23 protein-coding genes and 1 tRNA gene are annotated in these 25,993 nt (G+C 42.5%); 4 read left to right on the plus strand and 20 right to left on the minus strand.

Translation table 11 applies throughout. From position 1 onward, the window contains the following. Nucleotides 1-33: 33 nt before the first annotated feature. The 17 genes from AAA938_RS08600 to AAA938_RS08680 form a co-directional block, all read right to left on the minus strand. Nucleotides 34-3,735 (minus strand): ATP-binding protein, encoded by a 3,702-nt coding sequence (locus tag AAA938_RS08600; RefSeq protein ID WP_338228257.1) that lies wholly within the window; start codon nucleotides 3,733-3,735, stop codon nucleotides 34-36. A gap of 51 nt (nucleotides 3,736-3,786) precedes the next feature. Beyond that, nucleotides 3,787-4,035, minus strand: coding sequence for a hypothetical protein (locus AAA938_RS08605; RefSeq protein ID WP_420915735.1), 249 nt, complete (start codon nucleotides 4,033-4,035; stop codon nucleotides 3,787-3,789). A 23-nt stretch (nucleotides 4,036-4,058) separates the two neighbouring features. Next, complete coding sequence (locus tag AAA938_RS08610; protein WP_338228258.1) at nucleotides 4,059-4,613, minus strand: DUF420 domain-containing protein; 555 nt, start codon at nucleotides 4,611-4,613, stop codon at nucleotides 4,059-4,061. Beyond that, on the minus strand, nucleotides 4,600-5,199 hold the full coding sequence (locus AAA938_RS08615; protein WP_338228498.1) for an SCO family protein: 600 nt from the start codon (nucleotides 5,197-5,199) through the stop codon (nucleotides 4,600-4,602). The genes AAA938_RS08610 and AAA938_RS08615 overlap by 14 nt, the downstream gene beginning before the upstream one ends. Nucleotides 5,200-5,523: 324 nt before the next feature. Then, nucleotides 5,524-5,853 (minus strand): cytochrome C oxidase subunit IV family protein, encoded by a 330-nt coding sequence (locus AAA938_RS08620; protein WP_338228259.1) that lies wholly within the window; start codon nucleotides 5,851-5,853, stop codon nucleotides 5,524-5,526. A gap of 20 nt (nucleotides 5,854-5,873) precedes the next feature. Then, a complete protein-coding gene (locus tag AAA938_RS08625; RefSeq protein WP_338228260.1) occupies nucleotides 5,874-6,650 on the minus strand; it encodes a cytochrome c oxidase subunit 3 in 777 nt (258 codons plus the stop codon). 26 nt (nucleotides 6,651-6,676) lie between these two features. Continuing rightward, on the minus strand, nucleotides 6,677-7,258 hold the full coding sequence (locus AAA938_RS08630; protein WP_338228261.1) for a cytochrome c oxidase subunit 3: 582 nt from the start codon (nucleotides 7,256-7,258) through the stop codon (nucleotides 6,677-6,679). A 3-nt stretch (nucleotides 7,259-7,261) separates the two neighbouring features. Further along, nucleotides 7,262-8,167, minus strand: a complete 906-nt coding sequence (cyoE, locus tag AAA938_RS08635) for a heme o synthase (RefSeq protein ID WP_338228262.1) — start codon at nucleotides 8,165-8,167, stop codon at nucleotides 7,262-7,264. Between the two features lie 9 nt (nucleotides 8,168-8,176). Then, the gene (locus AAA938_RS08640; protein ID WP_338228264.1) at nucleotides 8,177-9,247 is read right to left on the minus strand and encodes a COX15/CtaA family protein; all 1,071 of its coding nucleotides are present in this window, start codon (nucleotides 9,245-9,247) and stop codon (nucleotides 8,177-8,179) included. Continuing rightward, nucleotides 9,231-11,117: a cytochrome c oxidase subunit I gene (locus tag AAA938_RS08645; RefSeq protein WP_338228265.1), complete on the minus strand. Its 1,887-nt coding sequence runs from the start codon at nucleotides 11,115-11,117 to the stop codon at nucleotides 9,231-9,233. The genes AAA938_RS08640 and AAA938_RS08645 overlap by 17 nt, the downstream gene beginning before the upstream one ends. An 11-nt stretch (nucleotides 11,118-11,128) precedes the next feature. Continuing rightward, nucleotides 11,129-12,166: a cytochrome c oxidase subunit II gene (locus AAA938_RS08650; RefSeq protein ID WP_338228266.1), complete on the minus strand. Its 1,038-nt coding sequence runs from the start codon at nucleotides 12,164-12,166 to the stop codon at nucleotides 11,129-11,131. Nucleotides 12,167-12,190: 24 nt separating this feature from the next. Beyond that, entirely contained in the window at nucleotides 12,191-13,486 is a 1,296-nt protein-coding gene (locus AAA938_RS08655; RefSeq protein ID WP_338228267.1) for a quinol:cytochrome C oxidoreductase, read from the minus strand. A gap of 2 nt (nucleotides 13,487-13,488) precedes the next feature. Continuing rightward, nucleotides 13,489-14,169, minus strand: coding sequence for a c-type cytochrome (locus AAA938_RS08660; protein WP_338228269.1), 681 nt, complete (start codon nucleotides 14,167-14,169; stop codon nucleotides 13,489-13,491). A 13-nt stretch (nucleotides 14,170-14,182) separates the two neighbouring features. Further along, the gene (locus AAA938_RS08665; protein ID WP_338228270.1) at nucleotides 14,183-14,713 is read right to left on the minus strand and encodes a DUF3341 domain-containing protein; all 531 of its coding nucleotides are present in this window, start codon (nucleotides 14,711-14,713) and stop codon (nucleotides 14,183-14,185) included. Between the two features lie 2 nt (nucleotides 14,714-14,715). Next, on the minus strand, nucleotides 14,716-16,080 hold the full coding sequence (gene nrfD / locus AAA938_RS08670) for an NrfD/PsrC family molybdoenzyme membrane anchor subunit (RefSeq protein WP_338228271.1): 1,365 nt from the start codon (nucleotides 16,078-16,080) through the stop codon (nucleotides 14,716-14,718). A 17-nt stretch (nucleotides 16,081-16,097) separates the two neighbouring features. Continuing rightward, on the minus strand, nucleotides 16,098-19,181 hold the full coding sequence (locus AAA938_RS08675; RefSeq protein ID WP_338228272.1) for a TAT-variant-translocated molybdopterin oxidoreductase: 3,084 nt from the start codon (nucleotides 19,179-19,181) through the stop codon (nucleotides 16,098-16,100). A 42-nt stretch (nucleotides 19,182-19,223) separates the two neighbouring features. Beyond that, nucleotides 19,224-20,486: a c-type cytochrome gene (locus tag AAA938_RS08680; RefSeq protein ID WP_338228273.1), complete on the minus strand. Its 1,263-nt coding sequence runs from the start codon at nucleotides 20,484-20,486 to the stop codon at nucleotides 19,224-19,226. 366 nt (nucleotides 20,487-20,852) lie between these two features. Here AAA938_RS08680 and AAA938_RS08685 point away from each other — a divergent pair. After that, nucleotides 20,853-20,923 (plus strand) — tRNA-Cys (locus AAA938_RS08685). A 78-nt stretch (nucleotides 20,924-21,001) separates the two neighbouring features. Here the strand turns inward: AAA938_RS08685 and AAA938_RS08690 are convergent. Both AAA938_RS08690 and rpsA read right to left on the minus strand, forming a co-directional pair. Continuing rightward, complete coding sequence (locus AAA938_RS08690) at nucleotides 21,002-21,604, minus strand: hypothetical protein (protein ID WP_338228275.1); 603 nt, start codon at nucleotides 21,602-21,604, stop codon at nucleotides 21,002-21,004. Nucleotides 21,605-21,730: 126 nt separating this feature from the next. Continuing rightward, nucleotides 21,731-23,500 (minus strand): 30S ribosomal protein S1, encoded by a 1,770-nt coding sequence (gene rpsA / locus AAA938_RS08695; RefSeq protein WP_338219571.1) that lies wholly within the window; start codon nucleotides 23,498-23,500, stop codon nucleotides 21,731-21,733. A 313-nt stretch (nucleotides 23,501-23,813) separates the two neighbouring features. On the opposite strand from rpsA, the gene AAA938_RS08700 reads away from it, so the two are divergent. The 3 genes from AAA938_RS08700 (at nucleotide 23,814) to AAA938_RS20280 (ending at nucleotide 25,129) form a co-directional block, all read left to right on the plus strand. Then, the gene (locus AAA938_RS08700; protein ID WP_338228276.1) at nucleotides 23,814-24,542 is read left to right on the plus strand and encodes a lysophospholipid acyltransferase family protein; all 729 of its coding nucleotides are present in this window, start codon (nucleotides 23,814-23,816) and stop codon (nucleotides 24,540-24,542) included. A gap of 132 nt (nucleotides 24,543-24,674) precedes the next feature. Next, complete coding sequence (locus AAA938_RS08705) at nucleotides 24,675-24,872, plus strand: hypothetical protein (protein WP_338228277.1); 198 nt, start codon at nucleotides 24,675-24,677, stop codon at nucleotides 24,870-24,872. A gap of 80 nt (nucleotides 24,873-24,952) precedes the next feature. Continuing rightward, on the plus strand, nucleotides 24,953-25,129 hold the full coding sequence (locus tag AAA938_RS20280) for a type II toxin-antitoxin system RelE family toxin (RefSeq protein ID WP_420915737.1): 177 nt from the start codon (nucleotides 24,953-24,955) through the stop codon (nucleotides 25,127-25,129). An 82-nt stretch (nucleotides 25,130-25,211) separates the two neighbouring features. Here AAA938_RS20280 and AAA938_RS08710 read toward each other — a convergent pair whose 3' ends face one another. After that, on the minus strand, nucleotides 25,212-25,868 hold the full coding sequence (locus AAA938_RS08710; RefSeq protein WP_338228278.1) for a DUF2189 domain-containing protein: 657 nt from the start codon (nucleotides 25,866-25,868) through the stop codon (nucleotides 25,212-25,214). Between the last annotated feature and the right edge of the window lie 125 nt (nucleotides 25,869-25,993).

Here is a 25,993-nt window from a genome sequence, read left to right on the forward strand (position 1 = left end):
GTCAGGATTAGGAGAGCTAAATTTTCCTAAAACTTACTGGATAAGAGGAAAAGTAAGGTAGAAAGTCGTCCCTTTTCCCTCCTCGGTCTCAAACCAGATCTTACCGCCCGCAGTCTCCACTCCACTCTTGGCAATAGCAAGTCCAAGACCAGAGCCTTGAGTTTTGGTGCTGAAGTTGGGGATGAAAATCTTATCTCTCAACTCAGGCGGGATTCCTTTTCCGTTGTCAGAAATCTCCAGAAAAACTGCCTGCTCGGTCATCCAAAGCCATACTCGGATATGAGGAGTTTTACCGGGCTCTACAGCCTGAATCCCATTGATGATCAGATTGGCAATGACTCTTCCAAATAGCTTATCATCCCCCATAATTGGGATTTCTTCCACATAGGAATCATCCTGAAAGTCCAGTTGAACCCGTTTATCATTTTGAAACAATTCGAGCACTTTGAGCACAACAGCTTTGTAATTCATCCGCTCGTTCTTGGGCAGAGGCATTTTGGCAAAAGTGGAAAAAGACGAGGCAATCCCGCTCAGCGCATCCACCTGATGGATTAGGGTCTCCAAGGATTTGCGCAGCTTTTCTTTATCCTCCAACTTGCCCTCGTGCTCCAGCCGGATCAGATGCTGAAGCGTCAGTTTCATCGGAGTGAGTGGATTTTTGATCTCATGAGCCACTTGCTTGGCCATCTCCCGCCAAGCAGATTCTTTTTCAGAAGAAGCCAGGACTTTCTTACTCGCCTCCAGCTTGAAGAGCATGTTGTTGTATTCCTTCACCAGTAGACCGATTTCATCTTTTGCCACCCAGTACATGGGTTCGTTGTTTTCAAGATTGGTGGCTTTGAGTTTTTGAGTAAGGATCTTAAATGGCAATGTCAAATTGCGGGAAACAAAGCCAGAGACCACCAAGAATAGGATGAAAATGACCACAAAGGCATTGAAAATATTGCTCAAGACATCGGAAATGAGGGAATTGAGCTCAGTCTCAGATTCGAAATAGGGAATGGCCAAAATACCCGAAATGGAAGAATCGACTTGGGAAGGGATACCCAAATACACGGTCTGGTAGCTCAGATTGCCTATTTTTTCCTGAACCAAAAGTTCGACCTGATTCTTCTCGATGATACCGGCCATAGCGGCAGGATTGATCAAAGGAGACAGGATTTTCTTATCAAAAATATTTGGCCGGTTGGTGAATTCCAGCATTCCGTCGGGAGTGTAGAGATGGATATCACTTGCCAAAGTATTGGCCAAGGCATTGATCTCCTCATTCAGCAAATCCCGGTCTACACTCTCCGGATTTTGATTATTCAACAGGCTGCCCAAGTTGACCCGGATGAGATTGGCCTTTTCCAAATATTGCCGGTTGAGATCATCTCTGTAGCTCCCGGTAAGTAAGCCAATGGTAATGATGGAAATGATGATGATTGGAAAAAAGAAAGCAAAATTCAGGTAGAGCTGCAGCTTGGTGGAATAGTTGAATTCAAAGTTCCTGTAGCCTTTGAAAAGCGTATTCAGAAGAATAGCCAAGAAAGTCAAAAACACAAATGCGACGAAAAACAGGGAGATATTACCAAAGAAATGAGCAGCAGAGGGAGTCAAAGATGAAATCACCAGAATTTCGTCTCCATTTCGAATTCCCAAATGGTGAAATCCATTTTGGATAACTCCTGAGGTAAAGAGTTGATTTCTCTCCAGATTGGGCAAAAAGGTCTCCTGAGAATAGTTGAATACCCCGACACTCCTGAGCAACTCCCCATCACGGAAGACGGCATACGGATAGGAAAGAGGCTCCAGCTTATCCGCATATTTTTTATCAAGCAGCAATTTAGGGTACACACTACCCGGCTGCACTCTCAGCTGATTCAATTCAAAAAAGATGGTGCCAAGAAGATTATTGTCTCTCACGATAGGAACAAATCCTACCATTTTATTTGCGCCAGTCTCCTTTCCCCTAATAAAATACAGATCTCTCACCCCTGTGGCAAAGTCACTTTTGACAAATTGCTGCTGAAGGGAGGAGAGCTCAACTCTTTCTAAAGGCCCCAAGATTTGCTGTCCTGAAGTAGAAAATATCCGGATAACGACCTCAAAATGATCAAAATAATTATCGAGATAGATTTTTCTCAGCTTGGTTTCCACCGGGTCTTTAGAGAGCAGCGGGTCAGCTAATCGATTCTGGATAAATAGGTCATTCCTCAGTCGACTAAAAATATCCGACATGAAAAACTCCGTCATCACGTCATTTTCAATCAGGTTTTGCGTAGCAAAGCGGGTTTTTGACTGGACCAAGCTTTCTCTTCCCGTCTGAAAAGTACTGATCCCTACGATCCCAGCTAGGATCAAACTGGCATAGAAAAAGGTCAAAAAAGTATCAAGACCTAATCGGAAGACATTTTTATAGAGTTCAAAATGAATGACTGTGAAAATAAAAATCAGATGCAAGGCCCAAGCCACACTCCACCAAAAGGAAAACCAAAACATCAAGCCCAAAATGGGTAGACCAAAAGCCAAAGGGAGTTTTTTGCTTGCAGCAGAGTGAACCACCAAACTTCCCAAAACCCGAAACAGCGTAAGAACCAACAAGGTGTAAATACCTGCCCATAGAAATAGAATGAGGAAACTGATAGCCTTAAACCCATCGAATGTAGGAATGGAACGGATGTCCAAAACCCATTGAGAATTGAAAATCAAATCTCTGGGAAGGAACCACAGAAGAAGAAAAAAGAGGGAACTGAGACCAAAAGCTACACCGAAAAGCAAAAAGAAGGGAGATCGTTCACTTAGTCTCTGGGCTTTTTGGAGAGTGATGGCACTGGCAAGCTCGTGGATCATCAAGCCAAAAAGAAACACCAACCCAACGGTATTGATCATCAAGTCGCCCAAGCTGGGATTTACCCAAGAGGAAGCGTAGTAGATCGAATTGAAGAGTTCTGTTTCAAAAAAGCCCCCTGGAAAATCGGTTCCCAACATCAAAAGGCGTACGGCAAGAAAGAGAATAAAACCATACCCAATAGTCTGCCACCGTTGACCTTTTTTCCATTTTTTTCTGAGAAAGTCAAAACTGACCAAAACATAAAGCAAAGAAATGGAGCAGATAAAAATGACCAAGGCCGTATTGGAAACCCGAGTCACCGGGACATAGCCGAGAAGAAAATTGATACCGAAAAGTTCTTTTCCTGCAGCATTTTTAATTTGGTAGGATCCGTCAGCTGGATTGGGAAAAAGTTGAAATCGCTCATTGCCGAAGAGCTCCGGAGCAGGGCCTGTCTGTAGGTAATCATTCTGAATCGATCCAGGCCATATCAAACGATAGGCATGAACCATAAAATAATCTGTACTCCCCCGCTTGATTTTTCTCGTTTTCAGAAAAAAAGTACCAAAAGGATCCTCGTGAAGGATATATTCTTTGGACACATCTAAGGCAGAAAAATCCAACCTCACTGTAAAATCAGACCAGAACATGAGGTTTTTCTCCTGATCCAAAAGGAAAAACGGATGCAAATGGGAAGGACTGCTGATCATGGAAAAGGTAACCGGATCTTCTGGCCTTACATCCATCAGCACCCGAATAAAGTCCTCATCAAACTCCTTTTCAATCTTTTGGATCTTGGATTCAATAAGCTGCAGGTACTTTTCCTCATCGCTTTTCTGGAATACAAAAAAATTAAGAATCAGGACGATCAAGACAGCCAAGATGCCAAACAAGATCAGAAGACGACGGGTAGATGGACTCATTTAGCCTAAAAATAAAAAAGCAAAGTCTGGTATCAAACTTTGCTTTTACCTTCATCGAAGGGATAGTTTAGCTTTTTTCTTTTTGGCGGATCTATACCATAGAAATCCGATAATGGCAGCCATCAAATACGGCATCACAAATAAATACAAAATCCCGTTGTTCAGCCCGGCACCGATAGAAGTGTCACCGTTGCTTACGTTATTCTCTACGGAAGCCCGGCACATTGCGCACTGGGCCCAAGAGGTAACCTGGAGGCCAAAAAACAAGATCAATGCTAGGAAATACTTCAACTTCATCATTTTATTGATTTGAATTGAGATAATCAATGGGTGTAATAGGGTGAGATCATCAGATATACGATCACCCCTGTCACTGATACGTAAAACCAGATCGGAAAGGCGAATTTAACCAATTTTCGGTGCTTTTCCCTCTGATCCGTGTACCCATAGTAATAGGCAAAAAGAATCGGAAACAGTGCGATGGCTGCAAAGAGGATGTGCGTAATCAACAGAAAATAATAGATTGGTCTAATAATCCCTTCCCCTCCAAAGCTGGTACTTTCTGCCGCACTGTGATAAATCACATAAGACACCAGGAAGATTGCGCCTAGTGTAAATGCTACGGTCATGGTAGCCCCGTGGTAGGCAAACTTCTTCTGCTTTGCAAAAATCAAAGCCACAATCAAAGCCACAGAAGCCGCAGTATTAATCACTGCATTTAGGTGAGGAAGGAAATACACCCAATCCCCCAAAACGGTGATTTTGGCTGGCATAAACAGCAGGACTGCAACAGCCAAAGGGATGGCTATCGAAATCCCTACTATCCAACCCTTCACGCTTTTCTCACTAGCCAATGCTTTATTTTCAATTTTTGCCATGCAATAAGACTTTTGTTTCTAACATCAATAAATCAACAGCCTCTCGGTCTGTCCCACTGTAATAACCCCGAATTCGCCCCTGCTCATCTATCAGAACAAACTTGTCACTATGGACAAAATCATCGGGAACTCCATTTCCGTCCAAGGTAGGCAATACAAATCCACACTTGGCTAACTGATAGGTTTCTTCCCTGGGCCCAGAAAGGAAATGCCACTTGCCAGGAATTGCGTTATGCCTATCTGCATAAGATTTCAAGATCTCTGGAGTATCGTATTCCGGGTCAATACTTATAGACATGATTTGAACCCTTGGTTCGTCTCTGAACATATCATTGACCCGCTCCATTTCCTTAGACATGATTGGGCAAATACTTGGGCAGGAGGTGAAAAAGAAATCTACGATAGTGATTTTCCCTTCCATTTCTGCTCTTCCCATGGATTCTCCATTTTGATTCATGAAAGAAAACTCGGGAATGTAATGTTGGGCACTGTCATTAGGCGGGCATTCCATGAAAGGGTTGCTTACACCATTTTCATAAAACACAGGGAGATCGTATTGATTTTCTCCAAAATTCCTGAGAAACATAATTATCAAAACAGGAACTAATAATATAGAAAAAACAACAAGACCCTTAAGGAATAACAAGAAGGTTTGAGGCCCTCTTTCATCACCAATAGGAGCCAATTTTGAAGTTAATACAATTAAAATCCCAAATATTGGCGTTAAAAAAACGCTAATTAAAAAGGCCTTAAAATAACCAATTTGACGTATTGAACCTGAGACACCGACAAGATGAGAAGCAAGCAAATAAAGCGGTATTAAAATCAGATAAATCATATAATAACTCTAACAAAAAAGTAGGTTGAAGTGTCACACCCCAACCTACTTTTTTTATGTAATTTATAAATATTACCAGCGCATCAAGAAGATGTCCGAACCTTCTTTAGCCAAAGCAATCAAAAGCCAAACAAGGAAAATCAAAGGAACGATGATAGAGTAAAACAAAGGCTTTACCTCATCACCCAAGTGCATGAACTCCATCATGATATACTTGGCCTTCCAAATAGTAAGGATAATGAACAGAGCATAAAGAAGGATGCCTCTGTCCATGGTAAATGCCATGATAAATTCAGCGACAGTGATGGCAAGAAGAATACCGGCGGTTTTCCAGATTTTCTTGATTTTCTCTTCGTTTCTAGGTTCTACCTGAAGAGTAGATTTGGTGTCTTGGATTTCCATATTTCGAGAATTTTAAAGGCTTAGATCAAATAGAACAAGGTAAACACAAATACCCAAACCAGGTCGACAAAGTGCCAATAGAGACCGATTTTCTCGATCATCTCATAGTGACCTCTTTTGTCGTAAACTCCAACAGCTGCCTGATAAAAGGCAAGGAAAAGAAGTACTACACCGATGGTCACGTGAAATCCGTGGAAACCGGTAATGAAGAAAAACAACTGAGCAAAAGCAGGAGGACCATATTCATTGACTACCAAGTTAGCACCAAATACTGTCTCAGTTACGCTTTGGTTCAGGGAATTGATGTAAGTCAAAACAGATCCACCGTCTGTACCATGGATGAAGTGAGACCATTCCCAAGCCTGACAGCCCAAGAAAGTAATACCCCCCAACATGGTCCAAAGCATCCACTTTACCACATCGTTTCTGTCATTTCTATGCCCTGCTTCCACCGCCAATACCATGGTGACAGAGGAAGAAATCAAAATGAACGTCATTATACCCACGAAAACCAATGGAGCATGAATTCCATGCAAGAAAGGAACGGCTTCAAACACCAATTCCGGAACAGGCCAGTATTCATTGGAACCGACGAATGTTTCAGCAGGACCGGCGTAAGCTGGATAGCTGACTCGGATGGCCAGATAGCTGATCAAAAAAGCAGCGAAAGTGAAAATGTCGGAAAGCAGGAAGAACCACATCATGAGTTTTCCATAGCTAGCCTTCAGGGGCTCATTTCCTCCTCCCCAAACGCCTCTCTTCGAGCTTACTCCAATAGCAGTAGAATGCGCAGACATAAATTATCTATTTGTACCAGGTTAAATTAATGATTCAATAATAAGAACATGAAAAGATACAGCCAAAGCCCCCCGAGAAAATGCCAATAAGTAGTCGCCATTTCCATGGTATTCATAGCCTGTGAGTGTACTTTCAATCTAAAGGTCGAAATTAGCACAATAATCAGAAATATTAAACCACTGATTAGGTGTAGGGCGTGCATTCCTGTGATTACATACAAAAATGATCCTGCAGGATTGCCTACGAAGAAGACTTCACGGTCTACCAAAGCAACCCAACTGTACCATTGTCCAACCAAAAAGCCAATTCCCAAAAGTACAGTAAGAACCATACCTGTTCGGAGATTGGCAAAATTATCTTTCTTAGCTGAGAAATAAGCCCATTGTAAGGCGATCGAACTGAGCACCACAATTCCTGATGTTATCCAAAATACTTGAGGCAGATCGTATTCCAGCCAGTTTCCTTCTGCTTGTCTTACGATATAGGCACTGGTCCACGCTGCAAAAAGCATGACCACAGTAACCATGAACAACCACAGCGCAAACTTCTTGGGATGCATACTGATCGGTTGTTCGACCATATCTACATATTTCAATTCTCTCTCCATCACTTAAGGCATCTTATCCAACAAATACGCTATCTGCACAATCGGCAGATAAAGAAATGATCCAAACATAATTTTCAGAGCGGACTTTCGACTGCAGTCCCTCATCAATGAGAAGGTCTGAGCCAAAAACAAAACTCCACAGATAGTAGCAACTATACCTGAATTTATTCCAGTCAAACCGAAATAAGAAGGCAACAGCCCCAAAGGCAGAAGAAACAGCGTATAAATCATGATTTGTATAGCTGTATTCAAATCTTGTCCTCCCCCACTGGGAAGTAATTTAAAGCCAGCTCGCTTGTAATCTTCATCACTTACCCAAGCAATTGCCCAGAAGTGCGGGAATTGCCAGATAAATTGAATTCCAAAGATGATTAAAGCTTCATGAGAGATAGTTCCGGTAGCTGCAGTCCATCCTAAAAGAGGAGGCATCGCACCGGGAATAGCTCCGACAAATACTGCAATAGGACCTACTCTCTTTAGCGGAGTATAAGCAAATACATAAAGTACCATGCTCAAAACTCCCAACCAAGTGGTCAATGGATTGGTAAATGCCCAAAGCAAACCTACTCCGACGAGTGCTACAATAACAGTAAACCAGTACGCTTCTTGAAGAGAAATAATATTTAGAGGCAAAGGTCGGTTCTGAGTTCTTTTCATCAACCGATCTAAATCACGCTCCATGATTTCATTGGCAGCACCAGATGCACCCGAAATTAAAAACCCTCCCAAGGCTAGACCTAAAAATCCTGTCCATCCAAAACCTACACCTCTATCACCGAGGATGTAGCCAAAGACTGCGGAAAAGGTCACCAATGCAGACAATCTGATCTTAATCAGATCTGCATAGGCTTTTGCCCTTACTAAAAGGAAGCTTACTATAGAATGGTCAGTTGCATTAACTGTCCTCATTGTTGCTGATTAATTTAACTTAAACTGAACTTGGTCTTTCAACTGTAAGATCAGCATCAACTGAATCCCCAATATCAAAGACCCCAAGACTAAATGAAGTGGCTGAAGGAAAGCCGGAATACCGAAATAAGCCATCCCCATACCCGTTGCTATTTCCAAGATCAACACCAACATCAAAACCTGACTCCATACTTGCACTTTAGACTTCCGGACTGAATACTTGAAAGCCCAAAAGAAATAAAGAACATGGACTGCCAATAGAAGCAGAGAGAATGATCTATGGATAATAAATTTGATTCCAATTTGATCAATCCACTCTTCTCTCATCAAATTTCCAAGCGCAAAAGAGATTCTGTCTATCTCTTCACGGACTTGGGTTCCAAGGACTACTTGAATGAGCATCAGGATAGCCGCAAAGATCAGAATCCATCGAACTTTAGCCGGAATCTCAGCTCGCACACCATGAGATGGCTGTAATCTTTCTGACCGGTGATTAATATACAACAGCACCGCCACCAGTGCGAGTGCAAGAAGCATATGAATAGTAATCATCCATGCCAAAAGATTGGTGGAGACTACAATAGATCCTATCCAACCGGTGAACAAAACCAAGACCAATGCAACAAAGGCCAAAATTGGAATCATTTTATCGATCTTCCAGAGCTTCAGAGATTTCCAAAGGGTAAGAATGATCAACAAACCAATGACAACACCTATAAGCCGATTGATGTATTCGATCCAGGTTTTGGTAGCATTGAACTCCTCCTCAACCAAGATAGATTTATCATTAGCAATCTGACGGGCGGTATCCTCGAATCCTAATTTTTCAAGTGTAGCTACAAACCGTTCGTTTTTAGCTATTCGTTGCGCAAGATAAATCTCCTGATAATTTTTTGGGAGCTGATCCACATGTGTAGGTGGAATCACGCTCCCAAAACATTTTGGCCAATCAGGGCATCCCATACCAGATCCGGTACTTCTGACTATCCCTCCGACCAGTATGAGAAAATAAACAGCTGCCACCGTCAAGAATGATGTTCGGCGGAAGCTGTTTATTAATTTATCAGTGTTTGTTTTCATTGGCGACCAATACCTCAGACTCTTCTTTCATAATCTCCTGCTCCAGCTTTACCAACTCCTGCTCGTGAGGCAAGTTGGATTCAGGAGTTTGAGAATACGGTACAGTCTGGGGAATGAAGTCTTCGTCAGCACCTGGCTTGGAGTAGTCGTAAGGCCATCTATAGACCGTTGGAATCTCTCCTGGCCAGTTACCATGACCCGGATTGATAGGAGTAGTCCATTCCAAGGTAGTAGATCTCCATGGGTTTTGAGTAGCTTTTCTACCTCTGTACATACTGTTGAAGAAGTTGAACAAGAAGATAAACTGAGCTGCAAAGGTGATGATTGCGGCTACTGATACAAACATGTTCAAATCAGTGTACATATTGGAAAACTCAAAGTTAGTCCAGGAATAGTATCTTCTTGGGAAACCAGCAATACCAATGTAGTGCATTGGGAAGAATACCATGTACACACCGACGAAAGTCAACCAGAAATGAACGTATCCTAATCGGGCATCCATCATTCGTCCAAACATCTTAGGGAACCAGTGGTAAACACCTGCTAGCAATCCAAAGAAGGAAGCAGAACCCATTACCAGGTGGAAGTGAGCTACGACAAAATAAGTATCATGGAGCTGAATATCAATGGCGGAGTTACCAAGGAAGATACCTGTTAAGCCACCAGAGATGAAGAAAGATACCAGACCAATTGAGAACAGCATCGCTGGAGTGAAGATCAAGTTACCTCTCCAAAGTGTAGTCAAGTAGTTAAATACTTTTACCGCAGAAGGCACCGCAATAATCAATGTCAAGAACATGAAGATCGATCCCAAGAATGGATTCATCCCAGATACAAACATGTGGTGTGCCCACACGATGAAAGAGAGAATGGTAATTCCCAACATGGAAATAATCATCGCCTTGTATCCGAAAATTGGTTTCCTTGAATTGGTCGCAATAACCTCGGATGTAATTCCCAAGGCTGGCAACAATACAATGTAAACTTCAGGGTGTCCCAAGAACCAGAACAAGTGCTGATACAATACTGGACTACCGCCTGTGTTTGGCAAAGCCTCTCCACCGATGTAGATATCAGAAAGGTAGAAGGAAGTACCAAAGCTTCGGTCAAATACCAATAGTAAAGCTGCAGCAAATAGAACAGGGAATGACAAAAGACCAATAACAGCTGTCAGGAAGAATGCCCAAATGGTCAATGGAAGTCTAGAGAAGGACATACCCTTTGTTCTCAGGTTAATTACAGTAGTAATGTAATTGATACCTCCAAGAAGAGAAGAGGCAATAAAGAAGGTCATTGCTACTAACCAAAGGGTCATACCTAGACCAGAACCCGGAATTGCTTGCTCCAAGGCGGAAAGAGGGGGATAAACTACCCAACCCCCACCGGCAGGACCAGTTTTGATGAACAGGGAAATAAACATGATCACACTGGAAAGGAAGAAGAACCAGTAGGAAAGCATATTCATAAAGCCCGAGGCCATATCCCTAGCACCAATCTGAAGAGGGATCAAATAGTTTGAGAACGTACCACTCAATCCGGCTGTCAATACAAAGAAGACCATGATGGTACCGTGCATGGTAACCAAAGCCAGATAGAAGGTTTGGTCCAATTGCCCACTTTCTGTAATCCAACCTCCCAAAAGAGGACGAAGGAATTCCAAATTCATATCAGGAAAACCTAGCTGCAATCGGAATAGAATGGATAGGAATCCACCAATGATCGCCCAGAAAATCCCGGTGATTAGGAATTGCTTCCCGATCATCTTGTGATCTTGGGTGAAAATATACTTTGTTATAAAATTATCATGATGCTCGTGATCGTGATGATCGTGCGCATGTACATCATGATTTGCTACAGATGCTGTTGCCATAACCTATAATTTTATTTTTTACTTTCGCTCAACTGAATTTCTGCCAGCTCCTTCGTCTCAGCAGGAAGATTTTCCGCAAGGGAAGGATTCTGCTGAATGAAAGATTTCTGTTCCGCCAACCACTTCTGGTAGGCTTCTGGCTCTACCACTTCTATTACTTTTCTCATGGAAAAGTGCCCACGCCCACAGATCTCTGTACAAGCGATTTCATATTCAAATTCAGGATCATTCAATTCCGCTCTCATTTCAGCGGTTGTCTTAGTAGGGACAAACCAGAAACGAGTAGGCATACCTGGTACTGCATCCATTTTCAATCTCATGTGAGGTGCAAATACAGAGTGCAATACGTCACGAGCTCTGATTTTGAACAAAACAGGCTCTCCTTTTGGAATTACTACAACCGGTGAAGGAAAATCATCAATTGCATTTTTATCCGAAAAATCGACCCCATGAGAATTGGAGGCATTGATCAAGCGATAATCGTAATCTCCCAAAACATTGTCTTTTCCAGGATATCTGACATCCCAAGCAAACTGATAGCCCATGATTTCTACGACATGCGCATTTTCAGGTGCAGGAGCAGTGATATCCGACCATGCCATCCATCCGGTAAGAACCAAGCCGGCTAGCACAACTCCTGGGACAGCTGTCCAGATAACTTCAAGCTTATTATTGTCAGGATAGAAGGTAGCCTTTCTGTTTTCCTTGTACTGGTATTTGTAAGGGAAGATAAAAAGCAAAATGTGTGTAATCAGGAAAACAATTCCTGTCACGGCCATGGTTACCCAGAAAAGCTGGTCAGTGATCACCCCATGCTCAGAAGCTATTGGCAACTGATAGTTGTCAAATTCTTTAATGGAATACCAAAACATGAGGAAACCTGTTCCCAATAAGAAAAACACGAACAGAATCGCATTGATCTTATTACTTCCTGAGGCTACTTTTTTATCTGAGCCTTTTACAACCGATACCAAGGTTTGTATTCTGTAAACCATCCAGATGATGGATAACAGCAACAAAACCCCTACTCCAATCAGAAATCCGTACATACCTTATTTTTTTCGGATAGTTAATTAAATGTGATGATGATAGCTTTCTTCAAGCATTGGATGATTTTTCGCAATCAGGTTCTTTTTCGCCAAACCACTTAAAACAACCAACGCCACCGCAGAACCATAAACTAAGAACATTCCTACTTCCATAAGACCAATTCCACCATTGTGGCCTAATGTACCCGGCTGAACCATCAGGAAGAAATCAATCCAGTGTCCAACCAAAAGAATGGTACAAACCAACTTGAGGAATACTCCGTGTCTTTTGGAATCTCTTGTCATTAAAACCAAGAAAGGGAGCACAAAGTTTAGTGCAATGTTCACAAAAATAAATCCTCCATACACATCACTCTGAAGTCTCTCCAGGAAATACACAGATTCTTCAGGAATATTTGCATAGTAGATCAAGAGGAATTGAGAGAACCATAGGTAAGTCCAGAAAATAGAGAATCCGAACACAAATTTCCCTAAGTCGTGAACATGGTTTTCATTAACCATCTCAAGATAACCTCTTCCTTTCAAGAAAATAGTCAACAAAGTGATTGCAGAAAGGCCTGATACAAACCAAGAAGCAAACACATACCAACCAAAAAGGGTAGAGAACCAGTGTGTATCAATAGACATTACCCAATCCCATGCAGAAACAGAAGATGAAACCGCAAAGAAGACCAAGAAATAAGCAGACCAGCTTCTCATCTTAAACCAGTGGGAAGTTCCTCCCAATTGGTCCTCCTGATCGGAGATTTTCTTGAACTTATTGAAGAAGAAAACCCAGAAAGCAAAGAAAATAACCATTCTCAGCACATAGAAAATCGGGAAAGTCCCCTTTTCCATAGGCCAATAGAAGAAAGCACCTTTACCATCTATAATCTTGTCATATTGAGGATCATTCCTATCAAAGAGATAAGCATGAGTCCAGTGGAATAGATCATGGTTAGCGATAAAGAAAGTCGCAATCATCAAAAGAGCAGCATATGGCAACCAATTGCCAAAGGAAAGCATTACTCTAAGGAGTGGTGCAGACCAACCAGCCTGAGCGGCAAATTGAATTGCAAAGAAGAATACCCCTACGATAGCAATTCCGGTAAAGAAGACGTTATTGATCCAAAGATTAGCATAAAGTCTTTCGTACCAATGAAAAGCATGTCCACCAGCCTCTCCAGCCTCCTCGTGATGACCACCTGTCATTGCCAGGACGATACCGATGCCTAGAATAACCGCACCGATAATCAATACAGTCATGATAGACTTTTTGGTAGCAGCGTTGAAATCGAAACGCTGATCTAAATTGTAGTGTTGTTCGCCGTGATGAGCCATGATTAGTTAGCTGGGGTTACTTGTGCTTCCTCAGTAGTGGCTGCAGCAGCTGCTACAGGCTGACCTTGGATAACTTGTTTGACATAGTGAACAATTTTCCATCTGCTTTCTGCAGGGATTTGAGAACCATGGGCTCCCATTCGTCCTTTACCTTTAGTGATGACGTGGAAAATATGACCTTCAGGAAGTCCTACATAGGCGCCTCCTTTTAGATTAGCCACACCACCGATTACTTCACCTGCTTTTCCGTCACCTTCACCACCTTTGCCATGACAGGCATTGCAATACTGGAGATAAAGCGCTTCTCCCTGAGCTAAAACTTCATCAGAAGAAGGAACCGGATTTTTAACTAAAGCAGCTTGCTCCAATTCAAAAGTCTTCAAACGGTAAGGCAAATAGCCTTGTTTGTTTCTAGGAACAGTATTTTCCACAGGCTCTCTCATATTCATTCCATGAGGATTATTGATGTTGGAATTGAAAAACTCCCCTTTTCCATCCTCTCTAGTAGAAAGCCAAGTGCCCTGAGATTCATCCTGAATCTGTGTCAAAGGCTCATAGGCTACGGAATGATACATCTGAGGAGAATATTCCAATCCTGTGCTTTCTCCATCTGCTTTACAGGCAGTAAAAAGAGCTGCTACCAGAACCGAACCCGTCAGTGTTAATGCGTTTGCAATTTTCATATATCCGGAATTCTTAATCGAAACTTTTTTCATTTACTTCAGAAGCACCAGAGGACTTCAAAATCTCCTTGATTTTTGCCAAATCCATGGAACCATTGTTTGCAATATCAACAGCCATAATGTGCTTGTCATCAGTACTTCTCAAATCAAAGATTCTTGGTTGCGCCCAAGGCTTCAAGTTGGAACTGACCATAAACACTCCGACCATTCCAAATGCTGCAAGCAATACGGTCATTTCAAACGTAACCGGGATAAAATCCGGGAACGCAGCATAATCCTTACCCCCGATGATCATCGGCCAGTCAAATTTCATCATGTAAAACTGCATGGTCAAAGCCAAACTGGTTCCCAACATTCCAAAAAGGAAAGCGGCGATTGGAAGTCGGCTTCTTTTGTAGCCCAAAACATGCTCCAAACCGTGAACAGGATAGGGAGAGTAGACTTCATGAATTTTCACTCCGCTACCTCTGACTTTTTCTACTGCATGGAGCAATACGTCCTCATCGTCGTAAACTCCCAAAACAAAGTGTGTATCTCTTTCCATGATTATTTTTCAACTTTTTCAGATGAAGACTTCAAGACAGATTTTACTTCAGCCATGTTGATTACCGGGAAGAACTTCGCGAAAAGGAAGAACAGGGTAAAGAACAAACCGAAAGTGAACAAATAAACTCCCACATCAGCCCAAGTAGGGTAGAACATTGCCCAAGAAGAAGGCAAAAAGTCTCTATGAAGTGAGGTAACGATGATTACAAATCTCTCAAACCACATCCCGATGTTTACTACCAGAGACAGTAGGAAAGTAGCTACTATAGAAGTTCTGATTTTCTTGAACCAGAATAGCTGAGGAGAAATCACATTACAAGTCATCATAGACCAGTATGCCCACCAATAAGGTCCAGTTGCACGGTTGATGAAGGCATATTGTTCAGCCTCTACACCGGAATACCAAGCAATGAAAAACTCGGTGATATACGCGATACCTACGATAGAACCGGTGATAATAATTACAATATTCATCAACTCGATATGTCCAATCGTAATGTAATCCTCCAGCTTAAATACTTTTCTGGTGATGATCATCAAGGTCAATACCATTGCAAAACCGGAGAAAATCGCACCTGCCACAAAGTATGGAGGGAAAATGGTGGTGTGCCATCCCGGGATTACAGAAGTAGCAAAGTCAAAGGATACGATAGTGTGAACTGAAAGTACCAAAGGCGTCGCCAAACCTGCAAGAATCAAAGAAACTGATTCATATCTCATCCAAGTTTTTGCGGCTCCGTCCCATCCAAAGGAAAGGGCACCATAAATGGTTTTTCTCAAACCTGTAGCTCTATCGCGAATAGTGGCAAAATCAGGAATCAAACCAATGTACCAGAAAACCAAGGAAACAGAGAAATAAGTCGAGATCGCAAATACGTCCCAAAGAAGAGGAGAGTTGAAGTTTACCCAAAGTGAACCAAAGGTATTTGGCAACGGAAGCGCCCAATAAGCACCCAACCATGGACGACCCATGTGGATGATTGGAAACTGAGCAGCACAAATAACGGCAAAGATGGTCATCGCTTCAGCAGCTCTGTTAATGGATGTTCTCCACTTTTGTCTAAACAACAACAATACAGCAGAAATAAGCGTACCAGCGTGACCGATACCGACCCACCACACGAAGTTGGTAATGTCCCAAGCCCAACCTACTGTTTTGTTTAGACCCCACATACCGATCCCTTCCCAGAGGGTAGCTACCAGGGCGATTGCTCCCAGTCCCAAAACTCCAGCTGCTGTTAAAAAAGCCAGGAACCAAAGTAAGGAAGGCTTTCCTTCTACCTGACGTGAAATGTCATGTGTCACGTCATGGTAGGTCTTACCTCCAGTAACTAACGGTTGGCGTACGGATGAAGTAACCTGCATAGTTTAATTAATTATGATTACGCTTCGTTTTTCTCTTTATTTCTGATTTTGGTAAAGTACCAAACGTTAGGGCTAACGTTGATCTCTTCCAACACGTGGTACGCTCGCTCTTCTCCCACTTCTTTCAAGGCAGAAGTTGAATTCTCCTCGATTTTCAGAAGTTGAGAAACTCGGCTGTTTGGATCATTCATGTCTCCGAATACCAAAGCATCAGTAGGACAGGCAACAGCACAAGCAACGTTGATTTCTCCGTCCTGAACTTTTCTCTTCTCGCGCTTGGCAGCAAGCTTACCTGCCTGAATTCTCTGCACACACATGGAGCATTTTTCCATCACACCACGCACACGAACTGTCACATCAGGGTTAAGGACCATTTTACCCAAATCATCATTTTGAGCAATGTTTACCCCAGCGAAATCTTTGTTGTCGTGGTATTTGAACCAGTTGAATCGACGAACCTTATACGGACAGTTGTTTGCACAATATCGGGTACCGATACATCTGTTGTAAGTCATTTGGTTGAGACCCTCAGAAGAGTGAGTCGTAGCTGCAACAGGACACACCGTCTCACAAGGAGCATTGTTACACTGCTGACACATCATCGGCTGGAAGGTTACTTCTGGATTTTCAGCCGCAACTTCCATTCCTCTCAAATCATCAGCAGGAGCGTCAGAAGAATAGTAGCGGTCAATTCTGATCCAAGCCATCTCTCTTCTGTTAAGCACTTCTTGTTTTCCGACTACTGCCACGTTGTTTTCAACCTGACAGGCGACGGTACAAGCTCCACAACCGATACAAGAGTTCATATCTATAGCCAAACCCCAGTGGTGCTGACTGTATTGATGACCTTTCCAAAGAGAAATCTTAGAAGGCTTCACAAACTCACCGTCTTTGTAAATCTCTGGCTTATATCTTCCTGCAGATGCATCCTGCTTGTAATCAGCTAGGGTTGCTTCCTGAATGACGTTTTCACGTCCCATGAAAGTTTGATGAGTCTGAGTTCTTGCAATTTTGTAAGAATCACCAGTTACAGTGACTTCCACACCAGTAGTGATATCAAAGTTGATGAATCCTTTGGATGCATCTAGCAAATCGTAAGCATTCACCCCTACTCCATCAGCCACTCTGCCGGCCTTAGTTCTTCCGTAGCCCAAAGCCAAACCGAAAGTACCATTTGCCTGACCTGGCTGAATCAAAATCGGAACAATCAAGGTTTTACCATTGACGGTAATTTGAGCCTTTTGGGTATTTTCCTCCACCATGGTTACTCCATTTTCAGAAGCCCAAGCTTGAGAAACAGTCAGGTAGTTGTCCCAAGTAGCTTTGGTGATTGGATCGGGCATTTCCTGAAGCCAAGGGTTATTTGCATAGGCTCCATTACCGATACCGACTTTGGAATAAATTACCAATTCAGCACCTGCATTATCTGCTTTGTAAGCTTTCGCCACCTCAGCAGCTGCAGCGGATACATCTCCTACTACAGAAACAGAAGGTGCTGTTTTACTCAAGGCAAGTACACCATTGTATAAAGAGGTATCCCAGAACTCCTGGAAATCGCCACCTGTTTCCACTTGAGTGAATACAGAAGATTCCCAATTGGTTCTCAAGAAATCATAGTAATTACTAGTGGAACCAGCCCAAGTCAAGAAGGAATCCTGAGCTTGACGGGTGTTGAATAGAGGAGAAATGGTAGGCTGAGCCAAGGAAAAATGTCCCAATTTTGGCTCGAAATCATTCCAAGACTCCAAGAAATGATGATCAGGAGCTACAACCTGAACCAAGGAAGAGGTCTCATCCATTGTTCCGTTGGTAGCAATGCTGACCTTAGCTTTGGAAATACCCTCAGCTATTTCAGCACCTCTAGCATGGTCATAAACCGGATTACAGTTGTAGAATACCACTCCTCCGATTCTACCTGCCTTCAGTTCAGTTACGAACTGATTCATTTTAGCATCATCTCCTTTTCTGAAATGAGCAGGAGAAGAGAAGTCTACAGTAGCCCCATTGTTTCCTAGCAATTCATTGATCGCATGGACGACTACTTGTACGTTAGGATCATTGGAACCGGAAACGACCAAAGAAGCACCTCGGGATGCTAAAAGATCATTGGCTGCTTTGTCCAAATGAGCCACTTCTACCTTTGGAGCAGAAACGGTAGCTGCGCCAGTTTTAGCAGCGATTGCATTATAAAGTGCCAATACCGCCAAGCCAGACTGAGAAGCTTTGATTGGAGTACGGTAATCCGCATTGGCACCGGTCAAAGAAAGATTGGATTCAAACTGATAATGTCTGGACATTTCAGGCTTTTCCTTGCTGATCTTTCTTGTTTTTCCATAAGCAGAAGCAAATTCAATCGGAGAAACCCAAGTACCTAGAAAGTCGGCACCAAAGGAAACGATGGTCTTTGCTTTGTCAAAATGATAGGAAGGAAGCACTGCCGAACCATAGTAGGTTTCAGAAGCTTTAGTAATACCATAGTTGGAGATAGGGTCATACATGATGACTTCCGCTCCACCAAAACTATCAGAGAACAAGCGGAGCGCCTCCAGAGTGGAAGGAGAAAGAATGGTATTGGCCACAATCTTTACAGTACCTGCAGAAGCCAGTTTGGACTTAACCTCAGCATCTACAGTAGCCCAATCAGACTTCTGTCCGGCTACCATAGGATCTGTGTATCGCTGCTTATCGTAAAGAGAAAGTACAGAACCTTCCACGATAGCGTTCACTTTTCCTTTGTTGACAGGAGATAACTCGTTTCCGTCGATTTTGATCGGACGACCTTCTCTAGTCTTTACAACCACAGCAGCATAATCACCGCCTGAGGCAAAAGTAGAAGCGTAGTAGTTAGGAATAGATGGATTGATATCCACCGGCTTATTAACATAAGGGATGGCTTTTCTCACCGGCGCCTCGCAAGCTGCCAATGAGGCGGCCGCCAAGCTGAATCCCATCATTTTCAGAAAATCTCTTCTGGAAGCACTTCCTTCCTCGGACAAACTGGATGGTAATTCAGGAAACTCCCTGTCTGCATTCTTCACAAACTCCGGATCGTTGCTGAGTTGCTCGAGCCCTTTCCAGTAGGTTTTTTTATTTTCCTTCATTTTTATTTCTAGGAATGAATTAGCTAAAAGGATAAGGAATAATTAATAGTGGCACTTCGCACACTCCAAGCCTCCGATGTCTTTTACTTTCAAGGCATCTTTGGAATCTGAGTGCAATTGAACCAACTTTTCGTAGTAGACATTGCCTTCTGTGGCAATCTCGGTTTGTCTGTGGCAATCAATACACCAGCCCATAGTCAAAGAACTGTGCTGAGCTACCACTTCCATTTCCTGAATAGGACCATGACAGGTTTGACATTCGACGCCACCTACAGCTACGTGCTGAGAGTGGTTGAAGTAAGCCAAGTCAGGAAGGTTGTGAACTCTCACCCATTCAATAGGCTGTTTGTTGTCCACAGCATTGTAGATTTTTTGGATTTCAGGAGAGATTCCTTCTTTACCTCCCACATTTTGGATATGCATGTGGCAGTTCATACAGATGTTAGCGGAAGGAATATTAGCCGACTTACCGATTTCCACACCGGTGTGGCAGTACTGACAAGCGATCTCATATTGTCCTGCGTGAAGCGCATGAGAGAATGCGATCGGCTGAGCAGGAGCGTAACCTTGCTGCACGCCTACGCTGTAAAGCCCATCAATAGCGGTCTTGGCAACCAAAGCCACTACCAAGGCAGTCACTATTATAATAAATGCATCGGATTTGAAGACTTTCCCAAAATCAGCTTTCTGAGAAATGAATTCCTTGTCATCTTCCTCTAAGCCTTGCTTGTTCAAGTACTTGGTCAAAACAGAGATGATCAATCCCAATACGACCAAAATCAACAACAAAACCAGAACTAGTACTCCCAAGATCAGAGTTAGGTATTCACTTGGAATTCCTCCCCCGGCACCTCCGGCTACAGCACCTTCTGCACCAGCTGCAGCTGCAGCTGCAGGATCCACCTTGTCACCATACTCAATGTAGGAAAGCAAGTTGTTCAGGTCATCATCAGACAAAAACTCGTGAGAGGGCATCACGGTATTGTTGTATTCTTTGTAAAGATTACTGTAATACGAGTTCCCTGACGCAATAACTGCGGTCGAGTTTTTGATGAAGCTCTTTACCACTTCAATCGGTTGACGTTCAGAAGAGCCTCTCAAAGCAGGGCCAGTGTATTTCTGATCCAGCTTGTGACATTGCTTACAGTTGGCATTAAACACAGTCTTTCCTGCTGAGATTGCCTCTTCGCTGTTGGACACTGATGGATCAGCGGCGTAAGAAGCGGCTCCGATCACTAGGAAAAACAGCACTGCCAGCATTTGGAAACTTAATCGAATCCCTACTAACGAGCGGTTGGATAACATATAATAGCTAATTAAATAGTTTTTAACGGTCTCAATAACCCCTGCAAAGGTAGTATCGGACGCTAATTTTTCAAATATGAATTCCAGATGCAGAAATGTAGCCCTTATCCTTACTTCAGCCATTTATTTTACTGATTTACAGCATATTGTAACTTTATTTCAAGACAGGATGTAATTTAGAATAATTATAAATAATGTGATTTTTGACTCAAAATCGTACAGGTCTGAAAATCAACAGAATTGTATAAAATCAACTTTGGTTATCAATAAAAAATCTGCGCCCATTTTCTCTATTCGAAAGAAAATAAAAGAACAGCCCTTTGCCGCTGAAAAGATAATCTTTACATTTGCATTCCTAAAACATAGGGTCGCGTGGCCGAGTGGCTAGGCAGAGGTCTGCAAAACCTTGTACAGCGGTTCGAATCCGCTCGCGACCTCATCAAAAAAGCATTCTGGAATCCAGGATGCTTTTATTTTTTTTGTGTGTTTTTTGTGAACAGGACCAATTCCAGTTATCAGAAAGAATACCCAATTCCTATCTGCAACCCCAATTCTTGAAAAATAAATTTGTTGTTTTCCTGATTTTCAAAAGGAACTACTCCGTGTCTTTTGTATTGAGATTGGAATGACAAGAACCAATTTTTCATTGGCACTCGAGTACCTAATCCCAGCAAGTAGCCTAAGCCACTTTGGTCTGAGAAATTATTCCCTTCTGACTGTTGAAAATCAAGCAAAGGCCCAGCTGCCAAATAAAAAATCCTTCCAAAAATAAATTCCCCATAAACCGGAACAGAGAGCATACTAAAATCCGGGTTGTGGGCTACCAAAAAACCAGGCCCTTGGGTAATACAATTCGGACAGTTCACACTATAGTCGACTGTCCCGTAGGTGTAACTTAGACCTGTGCCGACTCTGAATTTCGACCCCAAATCCTTGGAAAGAATTAATCCAAAATTACTGACACGATCCATACTCGGAGTGCTGACCCCAACCAATTCAACTTTTCGGGTAAGCCCCGATCGGGAAATTCCATAATAACCCTGAACTGAAAGTCCGGTTTGTGCAATTGCAGCGAAGGAAATGATTAATAAAAGGAATAAAAAGCCAATTTTTTTCATGAGAATTCAAGGTATCTTTTAACTCTCACGAACCGAAAACCAATTCTGCTACAGACACAAAAAAAACGCCGACCTTTTCCAGCCGGCGTTTTCTATATTAAAGTCTTGAGATTGATGTCTCAAGTCTTATTTTTTCCCTTCCATCTTCTCTTTCAATTCTGCCAAAGCATCCAGGTCGCCCAAAGTAGACTTTTCTGCAGGTGCAGGCATATCTACTGATTCGTTACCCTTCTTCTTAGGAGCGGCAGCTTTCTTAGCAGCTTTTGCCTCTTCTCTGAAAGTAGCAGTATGAGAAAGTACTATTCTCTTGTCATCCTTGGAGAATTCGGTCACTCTGAAATCCAAAGCTTCACCAACTTCTACTTGAGAACCGTCTTCTTTTTCCAAGTTTTTCACTGTTGCAAATCCTTCCAATCCGTAAGGTAGTTCAAGAACCGCACCTTTGTCATTTTTGGAAACTACAGTACACTTGTGTACAGAACCAACTGGGAATACTGTCTCGAAGGTATCCCAAGGATTCTCTTCCAACTGCTTGTGGCCCAAAGCCAATCTTCTGTTTTCCACGTCCAATTCCAACACAGCTACATCCAGCTCGTCACCCACTTTCACGAATTCAGACGGATGCTTGATTTTCTTGGTCCAGGAAAGGTCAGATACGTGTACCAAACCATCGATACCTTCTTCCAATTCCAGGAAGAGACCGAAGTTGGTCAGGTTTCTTACCACGCCTTTGTGCTTGGTACCTACCGCATATTTGGTAGACATGTCACCCTTAGTCCAAGGATCTTCGGTCAATTGCTTGATGCCCAAAGACATTTTTCTTTCGTCCTTGTCCAAAGTCAATACTACTGCTTCGATTTCGTCACCTACTTTCACGAAGTCAGCTGGGTTTCTCAAGTGCTGAGACCAGCTCATTTCGGATACGTGGATCAAACCTTCTACTCCAGGAGCCAACTCCAAGAATGCGCCGTAATCAGCCACATTCACGATTTTACCCTGTACTCTGGATCCGATCTCCAAGTTGGCAGCCAAGGAATCCCAAGGATGAGCAGTCAACTGCTTCATGCCCAAAGAAATTCTCTTCTTGTCGTCATCAAAGTCCAAAACAACGATCTGAACTTTCTGATCCAACTGCAACACTTCTTCCGGATGGTTGATACGTCCCCAAGAGATATCGGTAATGTGTAGCAATCCGTCCACACCACCCAAGTCGATGAATACACCGAAGTTGGTCATGTTCTTGATTACCCCTTCCAATACCTGACCTTTCTCTAGGTTGTTGAGGATTTCTGCTTTTTGCTTTTCGAGGTCTTTCTCGATCAACACTTTGTGAGAAACGACTACGTTATCGTTGGCGTGGTTGATTTTCACCACTTTCACTTCCATCTTCTTACCTACATAGATATCGAAATCTCTGATAGGCTTCACGTCGATTTGAGAACCTGGCAAGAAGGCTTCTACACCGTAGATATCCACGATCAAACCACCTTTGGTTCTTCTTTTCACGAGACCTTCGATCACGCTGTCGTGCTCCAACGCGCTCTCGATGTCCTGCCAAGCTTTGACGATTTTTGCTTTTTTACGGGAAAGGATCAATTGACCCAAGGCATTTTCCTGCTCTTCGATGAATACTTCCACTTCGTCACCTGGCTTGATACCAGCTACGTCACGGAATTCGGAAAGAGGCACCAAACCGTCGGATTTGAACCCGATGTTGATGATCACATCCTTGTCGTTTACTCCTACTACCACACCCTTGATCACCTCTTTTTCGGTGATTTCATTGAGTGTTCCTTCGTACATCGCGGCCATTTGCTCGCGCTGCTCCTTGGAATAGCCTTCTCCGAAGCCTTTGGTTTCGAAGTTTTCCCAGTTAAATTCTTTTGAACTAGACATATAAAATTGACTCTGATTGGCCTCAGCCGTAGAGTCATCCGGCTGAAGTTTTTTGGTTAGCAATCAGCGCTTTGCACCTGCAAAACGAGCCGTTCACCCGAACGGACTGCAAAGGTACTGATTTTCTTTTATTTCAAGCCAGTAGAGCAGAAAAATGAATAATTGCTCAAACGGTGGTAAAACTTTCAGATTGCAAATTTTCCCCATTCCCTCTAAACTTGAAGTCCCAAACGAAAAAAGTCCCGCAACCGCGGGACCTGCAAGCAAAGAGTTAAAGGATAATTTACGAACCCAAAAATAACGATATTTCCGGATGATCAAGTTCTTCCAGTGGATTTACACCCTTTATTCAGCGTTAATATTTATTGTTCTCATGCTGATTTTGGGCCTGTTCATTGTCCTCCCGATTCTTATCCACTCCAGAGGAGATCGGGTATCCTTCGTTTTTATCAGACTTTGGGCGGGGATTTGGGCATTTTTATCAGGGATTCGGTTTCAGGTGGAGGGAAAAGAAAAGATCGATAGAAGCAAGCCTTACATTTATATCTTCAACCACCGCTCCTTTATTGACGCACCGGTAATCCCCATGGCTATCCCTCAGGAGTTGAGAGCCTTGGGCAAAAAGGAATTGTCAAAAATCCCATTTTTTGGCTGGGTCGTGGGAAAATTAGCCATTTGGGTGGATCGAAGTTCGGTAGAATCACGCCGAGCTAGTTTGGAAAAATTGATTGGAATTCTGGAAAAAGGAATATCTGTAGTAGTAGCTCCTGAAGGAACGAGAAACGACACCGGGGAAACCCTTCTTCCTTTCCAAAAGGGCGCTTTCCGACTTTCCATCGATACACGAATTCCCATTCTCCCCATGGCGGTAATCGGTGCTGATCGGATTATGAAGAGAGGGTCCATTCTCCTCAGGCCCGGGAAAGTCAGGATCTATCTTTCTGATCCGATTTATCCTCCAACCCCTTCAGAAACTGCTATAAATGATTTTGCGGAAAAGTGTAGAAACCGTCTAGAGGCTATGCTTCTGACCCATGAATGAAATTAAGTTGAACAAAAAAAAGAGAATAAACCGTTAATAGAATAGCTGAAAGCGAAATCCAGATATCCAAGACATTGTCTATTTTCGATAGTTAAAAAGGCAGTAAATAAGTTCACGAAATAACCAATAGCGATGAAAACTCAATTCATAACAGACGAGCAGGGGAAAAAAATTGCAGTTATTCTCCCAATTAAAGAATATAGTAAGATGATGGAAGATCTTGAGGAATTGGATGATATCAAAAGCTATGATGCTGCAAAAAAGGGAGAATTAGAATTCATAGACGCTGAACAAGCTTTCAGGGAGATTGAAGAAAAACGCAATCAATAGGTGGAATGAATTACAAGGTCCGAATCGAACGGAAAGCTCAGAAAAAACTTTCCCAAATTCCTGAACCCTAATATTCAAAAATCAAGTTCGCCATCTTGGATTTGGGAAATGATCCAAGACCAAAAGATTGTAAAAAATTAAAAGGAAGGGATGGGTACAGAATTCGAGTTGCCAATTATCGAGTGATCTATGAGATTCAGGATAAAATACTTCTCGTAGATGTGATTGATTTAGGGCACAGGAAAGATATTTATTGAAAATATAGATTACTGGTTTTCAACCTGTTTACTCTATTAAAACAAAGGATTTCTCCCTTTTTTGTAAGGTTAATTTTCGGACTCAACTTTTATCCTGAATAACTTCTGGCTCAGCTAAAGCATCCGCAGTCAGTTTCTCAAAAACTGAATAAATGGCAAAGTAGCTCACCGGCAAAGTGACCAACACCCCAACCAGAAAAAACAACAGCCCCAGGATATTAATCCCGATCAAGACCAAAATAAACCCAAAAAACTTCCACCAATTTCGGGTAATCAGCTTACGGCTAAGTTCGAGGGAGTTCCAAAAATCCATCCCGGAAAACAGGGCAAAAGGAATCCCAAATACAAAAGCCACTCCCAAATAAATTCCGGGAAGGATCAAAGCAATAATTCCCAAAAAGGTCAAAATTCCAGAGACTAAGGAAGTCACAATGAGAATTCCCCAATAGGAAAAGCCATTGAAATAATCAGACAGGCGGACTTCCAATCCTCTACTCAGCTGATTAGCCACCAAAAAGAACCCTCCCGTCAACGGCGGGGAGATCAGGATGCTAATGAAAAGGCTATAATCTTGAAGGAAAACAGAGGAACTCGCCGAAATCCCCAAAATCAACAGGGAATACAAAAAAGTAAGTGCGGGCTGGATTTTGAAAAGCTCCCAGCCCCTACTTAATGCCTCTTGAATACTGAATTCTGGATACTGTTGAAATAATTTTTGGATCTGAGCTTGAGTCATCATTTTGAAACACTCTTTCTTTAAACTATTGGGAATTCCATAATCTCAATTTCCAAAATTCCTGATTTTTGATTTACTGCCTTCTGGCTTTATGCAAGCGCTAAATAGTGAATTGAAAATTTTTTAAT

This window comes from Algoriphagus taiwanensis (assembly GCF_036245645.1).
GTDB classification, from domain to species: domain Bacteria; phylum Bacteroidota; class Bacteroidia; order Cytophagales; family Cyclobacteriaceae; genus Algoriphagus; species Algoriphagus taiwanensis.

What these genes read in the sequence shown, in the direction of transcription:
- AAA938_RS08600 (WP_338228257.1), bottom strand. Translation starts at nt 3,735, where the DNA reads ATGAGTCCATCTACCCGTCGTCTTCTGATCTTGTTTGGCATCTTGGCT.
- AAA938_RS08605 (WP_420915735.1), bottom strand. Translation starts at nt 4,035, where the DNA reads ATGATGAAGTTGAAGTATTTCCTAGCATTGATCTTGTTTTTTGGCCTC.
- AAA938_RS08610 (WP_338228258.1), bottom strand. Translation starts at nt 4,613, where the DNA reads ATGGCAAAAATTGAAAATAAAGCATTGGCTAGTGAGAAAAGCGTGAAG.
- AAA938_RS08615 (WP_338228498.1), bottom strand. Translation starts at nt 5,199, where the DNA reads ATGTTTCTCAGGAATTTTGGAGAAAATCAATACGATCTCCCTGTGTTT.
- AAA938_RS08620 (WP_338228259.1), bottom strand. Translation starts at nt 5,853, where the DNA reads ATGGAAATCCAAGACACCAAATCTACTCTTCAGGTAGAACCTAGAAAC.
- AAA938_RS08625 (WP_338228260.1), bottom strand. Translation starts at nt 6,650, where the DNA reads ATGTCTGCGCATTCTACTGCTATTGGAGTAAGCTCGAAGAGAGGCGTT.
- AAA938_RS08630 (WP_338228261.1), bottom strand. Translation starts at nt 7,258, where the DNA reads ATGGAGAGAGAATTGAAATATGTAGATATGGTCGAACAACCGATCAGT.
- cyoE (WP_338228262.1), bottom strand. Translation starts at nt 8,167, where the DNA reads ATGAGGACAGTTAATGCAACTGACCATTCTATAGTAAGCTTCCTTTTA.
- AAA938_RS08640 (WP_338228264.1), bottom strand. Translation starts at nt 9,247, where the DNA reads ATGAAAACAAACACTGATAAATTAATAAACAGCTTCCGCCGAACATCA.
- AAA938_RS08645 (WP_338228265.1), bottom strand. Translation starts at nt 11,117, where the DNA reads ATGGCAACAGCATCTGTAGCAAATCATGATGTACATGCGCACGATCAT.
- AAA938_RS08650 (WP_338228266.1), bottom strand. Translation starts at nt 12,166, where the DNA reads ATGTACGGATTTCTGATTGGAGTAGGGGTTTTGTTGCTGTTATCCATC.
- AAA938_RS08655 (WP_338228267.1), bottom strand. Translation starts at nt 13,486, where the DNA reads ATGGCTCATCACGGCGAACAACACTACAATTTAGATCAGCGTTTCGAT.
- AAA938_RS08660 (WP_338228269.1), bottom strand. Translation starts at nt 14,169, where the DNA reads ATGAAAATTGCAAACGCATTAACACTGACGGGTTCGGTTCTGGTAGCA.
- AAA938_RS08665 (WP_338228270.1), bottom strand. Translation starts at nt 14,713, where the DNA reads ATGGAAAGAGATACACACTTTGTTTTGGGAGTTTACGACGATGAGGAC.
- nrfD (WP_338228271.1), bottom strand. Translation starts at nt 16,080, where the DNA reads ATGCAGGTTACTTCATCCGTACGCCAACCGTTAGTTACTGGAGGTAAG.
- AAA938_RS08675 (WP_338228272.1), bottom strand. Translation starts at nt 19,181, where the DNA reads ATGAAGGAAAATAAAAAAACCTACTGGAAAGGGCTCGAGCAACTCAGC.
- AAA938_RS08680 (WP_338228273.1), bottom strand. Translation starts at nt 20,486, where the DNA reads ATGTTATCCAACCGCTCGTTAGTAGGGATTCGATTAAGTTTCCAAATG.
- AAA938_RS08690 (WP_338228275.1), bottom strand. Translation starts at nt 21,604, where the DNA reads ATGAAAAAAATTGGCTTTTTATTCCTTTTATTAATCATTTCCTTCGCT.
- rpsA (WP_338219571.1), bottom strand. Translation starts at nt 23,500, where the DNA reads ATGTCTAGTTCAAAAGAATTTAACTGGGAAAACTTCGAAACCAAAGGC.
- AAA938_RS08700 (WP_338228276.1), top strand. Translation starts at nt 23,814, where the DNA reads ATGATCAAGTTCTTCCAGTGGATTTACACCCTTTATTCAGCGTTAATA.
- AAA938_RS08705 (WP_338228277.1), top strand. Translation starts at nt 24,675, where the DNA reads ATGAAAACTCAATTCATAACAGACGAGCAGGGGAAAAAAATTGCAGTT.
- AAA938_RS08710 (WP_338228278.1), bottom strand. Translation starts at nt 25,868, where the DNA reads ATGATGACTCAAGCTCAGATCCAAAAATTATTTCAACAGTATCCAGAA.